This is a genomic window from Streptomyces sp. x-80, from assembly GCF_046549095.1.
Taxonomy (GTDB): domain Bacteria; phylum Actinomycetota; class Actinomycetes; order Streptomycetales; family Streptomycetaceae; genus Streptomyces; species Streptomyces celluloflavus.
Genome location: NZ_JAJPWM010000012.1, coordinates 265,482 through 277,968 on the forward strand (window position 1 = coordinate 265,482; position 12,487 = coordinate 277,968).

Annotated in this window: 8 protein-coding genes; 1 reads left to right on the forward strand and 7 read right to left on the reverse strand. The window is 68.0% G+C overall.

Annotated elements, in window-relative coordinates:
- Window positions 1–183: 183 nt before the first annotated feature.
- From ACLJWH_RS25075 to ngcE, 7 genes are all read right to left on the reverse strand, one after another.
- Window positions 184–1,494 carry a sugar ABC transporter permease gene (locus ACLJWH_RS25075; RefSeq protein WP_411143984.1) on the reverse strand — a complete coding sequence of 437 codons (1,311 nt, stop codon included), beginning with the start codon at window positions 1,492–1,494 and terminating at the stop codon, window positions 184–186.
- Window positions 1,491–2,291 carry an ATP-binding cassette domain-containing protein gene (locus tag ACLJWH_RS25080; RefSeq protein WP_411143985.1) on the reverse strand — a complete coding sequence of 267 codons (801 nt, stop codon included), beginning with the start codon at window positions 2,289–2,291 and terminating at the stop codon, window positions 1,491–1,493. Before ACLJWH_RS25080 ends, ACLJWH_RS25075 begins: the two co-directional genes overlap by 4 nt.
- A 160-nt stretch (window positions 2,292–2,451) precedes the next feature.
- A complete protein-coding gene (locus ACLJWH_RS25085; protein ID WP_411143986.1) occupies window positions 2,452–3,561 on the reverse strand; it encodes a sugar ABC transporter substrate-binding protein in 1,110 nt (369 codons plus the stop codon).
- A gap of 140 nt (window positions 3,562–3,701) precedes the next feature.
- Window positions 3,702–4,901: an ROK family protein gene (locus tag ACLJWH_RS25090; protein ID WP_411143987.1), complete on the reverse strand. Its 1,200-nt coding sequence runs from the start codon at window positions 4,899–4,901 to the stop codon at window positions 3,702–3,704.
- Window positions 4,902–5,187: 286 nt separating this feature from the next.
- On the reverse strand, window positions 5,188–6,117 hold the full coding sequence (locus ACLJWH_RS25095; RefSeq protein ID WP_411143988.1) for a carbohydrate ABC transporter permease: 930 nt from the start codon (window positions 6,115–6,117) through the stop codon (window positions 5,188–5,190).
- A 12-nt stretch (window positions 6,118–6,129) separates the two neighbouring features.
- Window positions 6,130–7,053 carry a carbohydrate ABC transporter permease gene (locus tag ACLJWH_RS25100; RefSeq protein ID WP_052856704.1) on the reverse strand — a complete coding sequence of 308 codons (924 nt, stop codon included), beginning with the start codon at window positions 7,051–7,053 and terminating at the stop codon, window positions 6,130–6,132.
- 38 nt (window positions 7,054–7,091) lie between these two features.
- Window positions 7,092–8,528 (reverse strand): N-acetylglucosamine/diacetylchitobiose ABC transporter substrate-binding protein, encoded by a 1,437-nt coding sequence (gene ngcE / locus ACLJWH_RS25105; RefSeq protein ID WP_411143989.1) that lies wholly within the window; start codon window positions 8,526–8,528, stop codon window positions 7,092–7,094.
- A 503-nt stretch (window positions 8,529–9,031) separates the two neighbouring features.
- Here ngcE and ACLJWH_RS25110 point away from each other — a divergent pair.
- Entirely contained in the window at window positions 9,032–12,412 is a 3,381-nt protein-coding gene (locus ACLJWH_RS25110; protein WP_411143990.1) for a GH92 family glycosyl hydrolase, read from the forward strand.
- The last annotated feature ends 75 nt before the right edge of the window (window positions 12,413–12,487 follow it).

Genomic DNA, 12,487 nt, shown 5'->3' on the forward strand with positions numbered 1-12,487 from the left:
CTTGCCGATCAGCCGAGTCTAGTGTTCCGGTCGCGGCGTCGGCGGCCGGGCCTTGCGATGTATGTCACTCGGGTGCGGCGGCCAAACGGACCCCGCCGGCGGCGGGCCCCGCACGCGGCCCGGCCCCCACCGGATCGTGGCTGGTGGGGGCCGGTTTCGCCGGGTGCGGCGGGCGCTCGGCGGTCAGGTGCGTCCGGCCGTCTTCTGGGTGCGGCGGGAGATGGAGTCGATCACCACGGCGGCGAGCAGGACCGCGCCGGTGATCATGTTCTGGATCTCGCTGGCCATGCCGAGCAGGTTCAGGCCCTGCTGGATGGACTGGATGACCAGCATGCCCAGCAGCGCCGACCAGACCTTGCCGCGGCCGCCGAAGAGGCTGGTGCCGCCGATGACGGCCGCCGCGATGACGTTCATCAGGGTGTTCCCGGCGCCCAGGTTCTTGGTGGCGCCGCCGGAGAGGCTGGCGATGAACAGACCGCCGAACGCGGCGAGCATGCCGGAGACGGCGAAGACGCTGATCCGGATCCGGGTCACGTTGATACCGGCGCGGCGGGCCGCCTCGGCGTTGCCGCCGACCGCGAAGATCTGCCGCCCGTAGGTGGTGCGCCGCACCACGTAGTCGGCGATGACCAGGACCGCCAGGAAGAGCACCAGGGCCAGTGGCAGGCCCCGGGCGCCCGCGGGCTCGTTGAGCACGTACGCGACGGCGAAGGCGAGGACGGCGACGACGCCGGTGCGCAGCAGGATCTCGCCGAGCGGCCGGCTGGGCAGGGCCGCGGCGCGCCGGCGCCGGGCGCTCAGCAGCAGCGAGCCGGCGTAGGCGAGGACCGCGACCAGGGCGAGGCCGTAGGCGGCGGCCTTGTCCTCGAAGTAGTAGCCGGTGAGCTTCTCCACCACGCTGCCGCCCGGCGTGTTGATGGAGCCCTCCTTGCCCATCAGCCAGATCTGCAGACCGCTCCAAGCGAGGAAGCCGGCCAGCGTGACGACGAAGGCCGGTACGCCGACCTTGGCGAAGAAGAAGCCGTGCAGGGCGCCGATGCCGATGCCGACGACGACGGCGATCAGCACCGCGAGCCCGTCGCCGACGCCGTGGGTGGTGCTGAGCACGGCCCAGACGGCGGCGCCGACGCCGGCCACCGAGCCGACGGACAGGTCGATCTCGCCGAGCAGCAGCACGAAGACGATGCCGACCGCCATGATGCCCAGGCCGGAGGTGTAGACGCCGATGTTCGCGAGGCTGTCGGCGGACAGGAAGTTGCTGTTCTTGAACTGGAAGACGACGGCGATGACGATCAGCCCGATGATGACCGGCAGCGAGCCCAGCTCACCGCCGCGCACCCGGCGCGCGAAGTCGTCGACGTAGCCGGCGATGCCCTTTTCGCGGACGAGCAGGCGGGGATCGACGGCGGCCGGCTGCGGACCGGGCGCGGCGCCGGGGGCGGCCGGCTCCGTCGCGGAGTCCTCGCCGCCGGAGCGTTCGGTGAGGTCGCTCATCGCACGTCCTCCTTCCTGACCTGGTCCGTACGCGCCTTGCGGCGGGTGACGGCGTTGTCCGAGGCGCCGGTGATGGCGGCGATGATCTCTTCGTGCGAGGTGTCCGCGACGTCGAAGACACCGTTGTTGCGGCCCAGCCGCAGCACCGCGACCCGGTCCGCGACGGCCTGCACATCGGCCATGTTGTGGCTGATGAGGATGGTGGCGAGGTTCCGCTCGCGCAGCCGCTCCACGAGGTCGAGGACCTGGGCGGTCTGCTCGACACCGAGGGCGGCGGTCGGCTCGTCGAGGATGACGACCTTCGGGTCGCCGATCAGCGCGCGGGCGATGGCGACGACCTGCCGCTGGCCGCCGGAGAGCGAGGCGACGGGGATACGGACGCTGGGGATGCGGATGGACAGGGTGTCCAGCAGTTCCTTGGCGCGCTTCTCCATCGCGATCTCGTCCAGGATCCCGGCGGTGCGCAGTTCGTTGCCGAGGTAGAGGTTGGCGACGACGTCGAGGTTGTCGCAGAGCGCCAGATCCTGGTAGACGGTGGCGACGCCGAGGTCCTGGGCGTCGTGCGGCCGGGTGATGCGGACCGGCCGGCCCTCCCATTCGATGGCGCCGTCGTCGACCGGGTGGACGCCCGAGATGGTCTTGACGAGGGTGGACTTACCGGCGCCGTTGTCGCCGACGAGGGCGACCACCTCGCCGGGGTGGATCTCCAGGGTGACGTCCGTGAGCGCCTGGACGGCGCCGAAGCGCTTGGAGATTCCGCGCAACGCCAGCACAGGCGGAGCGGACACGTGAATCATCTCCTTCGCCGCCGTCGCAACGGCGGGGACGGTGGTGCGTGGGGCAGGGGTGTGCACGGTGTGGTCCGGGGCCCGCTCCCGGAGTGGGGCGGGTACGGGACCGGGCACCGGTCCGGGCGGCGGGGCCACGGGAGTACCGCGCGGCCCCGGCCGGCGGGTGTCACTTGATACCGGCTGCCTCGCACGCCGCCTTGACGTCCGGCGTGCAGATGTCGCTCGCCTTGTAGACCTTGTCCTTGACGAGCGTGTCCTTGATGTTGTCCTTGGTCACGACCTGCGCGTCGTACAGCTTGGCGGGGATGCCCTTGACCTCGCCGCTGAGGCTGTCCACCTTGGTGGGGGTCAGGGAGTCGGTCTTCTCGCCCTTGAGGAGCTTGACCGCGATCTCGGCGGTGATGTCGGCCTGCGGCTTGATCTGCTTGTAGATCGTGAACGCCTGGTCGCCCTTGAGGATCCGCTGGAGGCCGGCGAGTTCGGAGTCCTGGCCGCCGACCGGGACCTTGACGCCCTGGTTCTTGAGGGCGGTGATGATGCCGCCCGCCATACCGTCGTTGGCGGAGTAGACGCCCTGGATGGCGCTCTTGCCGAGCGAGTCGATGGCCGCGCTCATCTTCTTGTTGGCCTCGTCCGACGACCAGTCGGGGATGTCCTGCTCGTAGCTGATCTTCTTGACCTGCTTGTCGAGGACGCTGTGGGCGCCCTTCTTGAAGAACGGGGCGTTCGGGTCGGTCGGCGAGCCGTTGATCATGACGACATCGCTCTCCTTGGCCTTGTCGCCGAGCGCCTTGACCAGCGCCTCGCCCTGGAGGCGGCCGATCTTCTCGTTGTCGTAGGAGACGTACGCGGAGATCTGCCCCTCGGCCAGCCGGTCGTACGCGACGACCTTGACGCCCTTCTTGGCGGCCTGGTTCACCCAGGACTTGGTGGCCTTGTAGTCGACGGGGTCCAGAATGATCACCTTGACGCCCTGGGTGATCAGCGCGTCGAACTGCTTCTTCTGGTTCTCGGTGTCCTGCGCCGCGTTGTTGTACATGACCTTGCAGTCGCCGCAGAGTTCCGTGATCTTCGCCGTCATCAGCGGGCGGTCGAAGGTCTCGTAGCGGGTGGTCTTGTTCTCCGGCAGCAGCAGTCCGATGGTTTTGTTGTCGCCACCGCCGCCGCCACCGTCGGCGGCCTTCCCGCCGTCGCCGGCCTTGCCGCAGGCGGCGACGGAGAGCGCCATCGAGACGGCTGCGGTGCCTATGACGACGCGACGCGTCCAAAGGTTCATTGGGGTTGCCTCCCTGACGTGGCCGCGTCGTTGCGGCCGAGGTGGCTGGAAGTCAACTCGGCCGCCAGCCCACCGTCAAGGAGTAAATCCTTAACGAGATGACAACGGTGCCATGCGTTAGCTGTCTGAACTCAGGGCGTCTAGGCGGTAATCGGAGCGCCCGCGGCCCGCACCCCGTCCAGCAGCGTCGCGTCACCCATCTCGCTCTGCACCAGCGCGAGCGCGCCCAGGACCTCCGCGCGGCCGCCGAGGGTACCCGGCACGATCCCCAACTGCCGTGCCGCGCTGGGGATCGCGTACCGCGACACCGATTCGCGGATCGGCCCCAGCACCAGCTCACCGGCCTCCGCGAGATCCCCGCCGAGCACCACCCGGCTCGGGTTGAGCAGATTGCAGAGATTGGCCACCCCGCTGCCGATATGGCGGCCCACGTCCCCGATCACCCGCCGGCAGCCCGGGTCCCCCTCGCGGGCCAGCTGCACCACCCGCACCATGGTCAGCTCGGCGCCGTGGCTCGGCCGCAGCAGGGGGAGCACGTACGGGGCGGCGGTGAAGGTCTCCAGGCAGCCGCGGTTGCCGCAGCGGCACACCGGCCCGGCCTCGTCCAGCGTGATGTGCCCGATCTCGCCCGCCGTACCACCGGGACCCCGGTAGATCTGTCCGCTGATCACCAGCCCCGCGCCGACGCCGCTGGCGACCTTGATGTACGCCAGGTCGGTGGCGCCCCGGCCACTCCCCCACACCAGCTCGCCCAGCGCGCCGAGGTTGGCGTCGTTGTCGACGTACACGGGCATGCCCAGGCGTTCGGAGAGCGCCCGGCTCGGGTTCGTGCCCGACCAGCCCGGCAGGATCGCCGTCGACCCGAGGGTGCCGGATTCGACGTCGATGGGGCCGGGCACGCCCAGGCCGACCCCGATCACCTTGCCCGGTGCGATCCCGGTCGCCTCGATCAGCCTGCTGACCAGCCGTTCCGCCCGGTCGAACCCCTCGGCGGCGGAGGCGTCCACATCGATCGGCTCGGCCTCTTCCGCGAGCACCTGGTGGGCCAGGTTCCCGACCGCCACCCGTAGATGGGAGTGGCCGAAATCGACCCCCACGACGATGCCCGCGTCGCCGGAGAGCGAGACGCTGCGCGCCCGCCGTCCGCCCGCGGAGGTGGGGGTCACCTCGACGGTCCCGCCGTCCTTCAACTCACGAACGATGTTGGAGACCGTGGCCGCGGACAGCCCGGTGCTCCGGGCGATCTCCGCCTGCGTCAGCGAGCCCGCCATGCGCACCGCGCGTACGACCCGCTCCAGATTGGCCCGGTGCAGCGAGGACTGCGACCCCGGAGTCTCCATCGGCTCATCCACTCCCGCCTGGGGCGGACGGCACGACGACCGTCCGCCTGGCCGCACCCACGTCCTCGGGGGGCGGCTTACGATTTCAACATGTGAACCCTAAGCAGAACTCCGGCCGGGAAGTCCCGTCAAGGCGTTGAGCGGAGCATGATCGGGAAGTGGCCCGGCCGCCGGCCGTGGTCCGCGCCGCCGGGCACGCGACGTATGGAACGTACCCGGACATACCGCAGGGCGGCTCCGCCGTGGCGGAGCCGCCCTGGAAGGCACGGGGCGACGGCCCCGGGCGCTACTTGATCGCGCCGGCCGTCAGACCGGCCTGCACCTGCCGCTGGAAGATGAAGTACACGATGAGCACCGGCAGCATCGCGATCATCATGCCGGCCATCAGACCGCCCCAGTCGCCTTCATAGCCCTGCTGCAAGGCGATGTTGGCCAGGCCCTGGGTGAGGACGTACTTGTCCTCGTTCTGGTTGAGGACCATCGGCAGCAGGTACTGGTTCCACTGGCCCAGGAAGTTGAAGATGCCGATGCTGATCAGGCCCGGTTTGGCCATCGGCAGCATCACCTGGAAGAACGTCCGCAGATGCGAGGCGCCGTCGATCATCGCCGCCTCCGCCACCGAGGTCGGCAGCGTACGGAAGAAGGACGTCATGAAGAAGACCGTGAAGGGCAGCGAATAGGCGATATAGACCATGATCAGGCCCTGGTACGTCGCCAGCAGCGGTATCCCGGGAAAGTCCCGCATCACGAAGAACAGCGGGATGACCAGCATGAAGACCGGGAAGGACATACCGGCCACGAACAGGTAGTAGATGAATCTGTTCCCGGGGAACTTGAAGCGCGCCAGGACATAGCCCGCCATGGAGCCGAGCACCATCGTCCCGATGACCGAACCGCCCACCACGATAATGGTGTTGAGGAAGAACTTGCCGATGTTGGCCTTGTTCCAGGCGTTCGCCCAGTTCTCGAAATGCAGACTGTCCGGCAGCGACCACGGCGTGGTGAGAATGTCCCCGCTGCTCTTGAAGGAGCTCCACAGCACCCACAGCAGGGGCAGCCCCACCATCAGCGCCCACACGATCAGCATGCCGTGCGAGAAGACGTTCAGTACGCCGCCCTCGGCGCCCTTGCGGGACTTCTTCCCGCGGGCCGCGCCGCCGGTGCTCGGGCCGGACACTGCCGGCCGCCGGTCCACCGCGTTGGTTTCCGTCGTCATGCGCCCGTACCCCTAGAACTCGATCCGCTCACGCCGCGCGAAGCGCATCGTGAGGACGGCGAACAACAGCGTCACGACGAGCATGGCGACGCCCATGGCCGCGGCGTAGCCGAACTGGCTGTCGCGGAAGGCGGTCTGGTAGAGCCGTAGCGGTACGACGTCCGTCGCGCCGTCCGGGCCGCCCATGTTGACCGACATGATCTGCACCAGCGCGAAGGCGTCCATCGCGATGATGCCCATGTAGACCCAGCCCGTCTGCACGGTGTCCCAGAGCAGCGGAAGCGTGATCCGGAAGAAGGTGTGCAGGCGGTTGGCGCCGTCCAGCAGCGAGGCTTCGTAGATGTCCCGCGGAATGGACGCCATGGCCGCCGAGAACAGCACGACATAGAAGCCGACATTCGCCCAGACCATCACGACCATGATGCAGGCGAGCGCGATGTCCTTCTCGCCCAGCCAGGAACTCTGGAGGGAATCCAGACCCACCGCACCGAGCAGCGAGTTGAGCATGCCGTCGTGCGGATCCGGATTGTAGATGTTGAACCAGATCACCGAGATGATGGTGATCGAGATGACCTGCGGGAAGAAGTAGACGAACTTGTAGAACCCCGCGCCGCGCACGCCGGTGATGACGGCGCCCCGGCGGGACCGGCCACCGACATTGAGCATGAAGGCGAAGAACAGCCCCAGGGCCAGTGTCGCGATCGGCACCAGCACGAGCATGATGACGTTGTGTTTGAGCGCGTTCCAGAATTCGTCGCTGTGCAGCAGCTTGTCGTAGTTGTCCAGACCGATGCTCTTGGCGGCGCCACGGAGTCCGCTCCACTCCGTGGTCGATATCTGGAATGCCTGGACGAATGGTGAGATCACGAAGACCGCGTAAATCACCAGAGGCAGGGCCAGGAACCCCGCGATGAATCGGTACTTGCCGTGTTGCATTGCGCTCCCCGGCCCTCCCTGTCAGCGGTGGTACCCGGTCAGGAACCGCGGTGGAACTTGGTGACGGAATCGTCCTTGGCGAACTCGTCGGAGAACTGCTGCGCCTTCTTGATCCATTCGGCGGCCTTCATGTCACCGGTCAGCAGCTGGCTGGTGAGCCCGCCCAGCTTCTCGTCCGTCAGCTTCGGATACCACTCCTGGAGCTGGACCATCAGCAGGTTCTTGCCACCCGCCTTGACCACCTCGGCGGCGGAGGAGAGCCCCGGCGACAGCTGCATTCCGTCGGTCGCGCCCTGGACGGCGGTGAGCGACTTGACCTTTGTCGCGAAGTTCTGCGCGTGCTTCTTGGAGAGCATGATCCGCAGCAGTTCCATACCGCCGGTCGGGTTCTTGCCGCCCTTGGCCACGATGAACGGCTCACTGGGCTCGGCGCGTACGGTGCCGTGCGGCATCTTGTCGCCGCTGCCGCCGTCGAACAGCACACCGACGGACATTCCGAAATCCTTCGGAGTGGTCGGCGCGGCCTCGTTCTCCACCCAGGAACCGTTGGGTATGAAGGCGGCCTTGCCACGGGTCCAGGCGGTCTGCGACTGGATATGGGTCAGGCCCTGGCTGCCCTCCAGGAAGTAGCCCTTGGCGGCCAGTTCCTCATAGTGCTCGACCACCTGCTTGACCGCGTCGTTCGACGTCCACGCCTTCGGCTCCAGATTGTCGATCGCGATCCACTTGTCCAGGCCGCCGATCTTGGCGATCTGCGCGAAGAGATTGAAGTGGACGTAGTACGGATACTTCCCCGGGTACGTCCAGGGCGCCATGCCCGACTTCTTGATCTCGGCGCAGAGCTTGATCATGTCATCGAATGAGGCGGGGTATTCCCAGCCCTTGTCCTTCAGCAGCTTGCTGGAATACCAGGTGCCGTAGACGGTGAACGCGTAATAGAGGACATCAAAGGCGTCCTTGTGCTTGCCCTTTTCCAGGGTGCTGGGGTAGACGAGGTCCCGGACCTTCTTGTTCGGGTCGTCCAGCGAGGCGGCGTCCAGCAGCGCCGTGAGATCCTGCAACTGGCCCTGCGAGGAAAGGGTGTTCATGTCCAGATGGTCGGAGCCGGAATTATCGATGAGATCCGGCGGATTGCCGCCGGCGAAGCGCGGCTGGAGCTTCGGGCCGACCTGCTGCGTACCGGTGTGCTTGACGGTGACGCCGTACGTCTTGTTGTAGTCGGCCTCGGCGTCCTTGGCGTACTGGTCGCCCAGACCGCCCTTGAAGATGAAGGCTTCGACCGGTGCGCCGTTCTTCACGCCCAGCGGATTCTTCGCCGAGGTCGTGCCCTTGCTCTTCGCACCGTTGTCACTCTCACCACCACCGCCTCCGGTGGCACACGCGGAGAGCATGCCCATGGCCGGAACGGCGACGATTCCCAGGGCCGCGGCTCGTTTTACCAGATCACGCCGGTTGAATTCTGAGGTGGATCCCATGCGCAAGTCCTCGCCTTCTTCAGGACTCAGGCGGTGTACCGGAGCCACCCGGCACCGCGGGTCAGATGAAGCTGAGTTGTACGGGATGTGCACCGGGCGTGCTAGAGATATGCGGGGAAATCTTCGGGTTCCCCACAGATCCCCCCGGATCCACGGCCGCGTTTCACCGGCCGTTCGGACGCCGACAGGTATAGTCCACTTCCGGCCGACTGGGCAAGATCGAATGCAGGGTTCCACAGCAGTCTTTCCCTAGTTGAGACCTCCCCGACATGCGGCGGTCCGACCGCGCCCGGAACCTCCGTTCCGCACCGCGCCCCGCCCGGCCCGCACCAGGCGGAATCCCCGCCCCCGCGCACGTCACGGATCTCACCGGCACCCTTGACACCAAAGCCCGCACCCCCTCTTACTTATGTCTGCGTTACACAACTGACAACGATGTCAATACCGTTGAGAGGGCTCGCGTGCGGCTCAGACACCGGCACACCCGACACCGGATCCGTCCCTTGCGGGGGATCGCCCGCCCCGCCGCCCTCGTGGCGGCCACCCTGCTCGTCCTCACCGCGCACGGCCCGGCCCAGGCCGCGCCGTCCCCACCGCCCGAGGGATCACCGCGGTTCAGCTCCTCCTTCGAGGCCGGCGATCCGCGGCCCGACTGGACCGACACCGTCGAACGGGGCCCGGACGGCAAGCCGCGGGCCGCCGGCGTCAGCCCGCAGACCGGTCCCGCGGCGCCCGGCATGACCACCAGGACCGACACCGGCCCCACCGACTCCCCCACCGCCAAGGCCCACGCCGGCTTCAGCGGCACCCATGCGCTGCGCTACGCCGGCACCCACACCGCGGCGGGCCACGGCTACGCGTACAACAAGATCTTCCAGGTCAACACCCCGGTCACCGCGGCCACTTCGCTCTCGTACAAGATCTTCCCCGAGATGGCCACGCCGGACGCCGCCTACCCGGCGACCCATGTGGCACTCGACCTGGCCTTCACCGACGGCACCTACCTCAGCCAGCTGCGCGCCGTCGACCAGCACGGCGCCCCGCTGACCCAGCAGGGCCAGGCCGCCTCCAAGACGCTCTACGCCAACCAGTGGAACAACAAGGAGTCGCGGATCGGCGCGGTCGCGGCCGGTAAGACCATCGCCCGCGTCCTGGTCGGCTACGACGCGCCCGCGGCGCCGAAGACCGCGCCGGCCTTCCGCGGCTGGATCGACGACGTCACCATCGGGCCCAAGGCCCCGGACAAACCGCTCGCGCACCTCTCCGACTACGCCGTCACCAACCGCGGCACGCTCTCCAGCGGCAGCTTCTCGCGCGGCAACACCTTCCCCGCCACCGCCGTCCCCAATGGCTTCAACTTCTGGACGCCGGTGACGAACGCGGGCTCCGCCGACTGGCTCTACGCGTACGCCAAGGACAACAACGCCGACAACCTGCCCACCCTCCAGGCGTTCAGCGCGAGCCATGAGCCGAGCCCCTGGATGGGCGACCGGCAGACGTTCCAGGTGATGCCGTCCGCCGCGGCCGGCACCCCCGACGCCTCGCGCACCGCCCGCGCGCTGCCCTTCCACCACGCCAACGAGACCGCGCGCCCGCACTACTACGGCGTGACGTTCGACAACGGCCTCCGGACGGAGATCACCCCGACCGACCACGCCGCGATGATGCGCTTCACCTTCCCCGGCGCCGACGCGAACCTGATCTTCGACAATGTCAACAACAAGGGCGGGCTGACCCTCGACACCGAGCGCGGGATCGTCACCGGCTTCTCGGACGTCAAGAGCGGTCTGTCGGCCGGTGCCTCCCGGCTGTTCGTCTACGGCGTCTTCGACGCGCCGGTCACCAAGGGCGGCCGGCTCGACGGCGGCGGGGGCAAGGACGTCACCGGCTATCTGCGCTTCGCGCCGGGCGCCGGCCACACCGTGACGATGCGCATCGCCACCTCGCTGATCGGCGTGGACCAGGCGAAGGCCAACCTGGCCCGCGAGATCCCCGCGGGCACGTCGTTCGACAGCGTCAAGAAGCGTGCGCAGGCGCAGTGGGACGGCATCCTGGGCCGCATCGAGGTGACGGGCGCCGACCGCGACCGGCTGACCACCCTCTACTCCAACCTCTACCGCCTCTACCTCTACCCCAACTCCGGTTCGGAGCAGGTCGGTTCGCGGGTCCGCTACGCCAGCCCGTTCGCGCCGCGGACCGGTCCGGACACCCCGACGCACACCGGTGCGAAGATCGTCGACGGCGAGGTGTACGTCAACAACGGCTTCTGGGACACCTATCGCACCACCTGGCCGGCCTATTCGCTGCTCACCCCGGAGCGGGCCGGGAAAATGGTCGACGGTTTCGTCCAGCAGTACAAGGACGGCGGCTGGATATCCCGTTGGTCCTCCCCCGGTTACGCGGACCTGATGACCGGTACGAGTTCCGATGTGGCCTTCGCCGACGCCTATGCGAAGGGCGTGAAATTCGACGCCGCGGCGGCCTATGAGGCGGCCGTCAAGAACGCCACCGTCGCCCCGCCGAACCCCGGCGTCGGCCGCAAGGGCATGAACACCTCTCCGTTCCTCGGCTATACGAGCACCGACACCCACGAGGGCGCGTCGTGGGCGCTGGAGGGTTATCTCAACGACTTCGGCATCGCCCGTATGGGCAAGGCCCTCTACGAGAAGACCAAGAACCCCCGTTACAAAGAGGAATCGGACTATTTCCTGGGCCGCGCCCAGAACTACGTCAAGCTCTTCGACAACAAGGTCGGCTTCTTCCAGGGCAAGGACGCGAAGGGCAACTGGCGCCTGTCGCCGGACGCGTTCGACCCCCGGGTCTGGGGCAACGACTACACCGAGACCAACGCCTGGACCTACGCCTTCACCGCACCGCAGGACACCCGCGGGCTGGCCAACCTCTACGGCGGCCGGGCCGGTCTGGCCAAGAAGCTGGACGCGTACTTCGCCACCCCGGAGACCGCGTCCAAGGAATTCGCCGGCTCCTACGGCGACGTCATCCACGAAATGACCGAGGCCCGCGACGTCCGGATGGGCATGTACGGGCACAGCAACCAGCCCGCGCACCACATCGCCTACACCTACGATGCGGCCGGACAGCCCTGGAAGACCCAGGAGAAGGTCCGCGAGGTCATGTCCCGGCTCTACCTCGGCAGTGAGATCGGCCAGGGATATCCGGGCGACGAGGACAACGGCGAGATGTCCGCCTGGTACATCTTCAGCTCCCTCGGTTTCTACCCCCTGGTGATGGGCTCCCCCGAATACGCCGTGGGCTCCCCGCTGTTCACCAAGGCCACCGTCCATCTGGAGAACGGCCGCGACCTGGTCATCAAGGCCCCCCGCAACAGCGACCGCAACATCTACGTCCAGAGCCTCCGCGTCAACGGCAAGCCCTGGAACTCCACCGCTCTCCCCCACGATCTGCTCGCCCGGGGCGGCACCCTGGAATTCGCCATGGGAGATCGGCCCTCCGCCTGGGGCACCGGAAAGAACGCCGCCCCCTCCTCCCTCACCCAGGACGACAAGATCCCCACCCCGCCGGCCGATGTGACCGACCCCGTCGCCGGCCCGCTCTTCGACAACACCTCCGACACCTCGGCGCCCTTCACCACCGCCCCCGTCGGCCTGAAGCAGCCGGCCAGGGTCACGTCCTACACCCTGACCTCGGCGGACCACACCGCCGCACCGACGGGCTGGGTCCTGGAGGGCTCGAAGGACGGCCGGCAGTGGCAGGAACTGGACCGGCGCTCCGGTGAACGCTTCCCGTGGGACAAGCAGACCCGGGTGTTCTCCCTCGCGCACCCCGACACCTACCGGCACTACCGGCTGGTGAACGGCGGCGGGACGGCCTCGCTCGCCCAGATCGAACTGCTCGCGCGGTAGCCGGGCGGCTGCCGCGACAGCTCCGGAACGACGCCACGGGCCGCATCACCTCATGGGGAGATGCGGCCCCCCGCA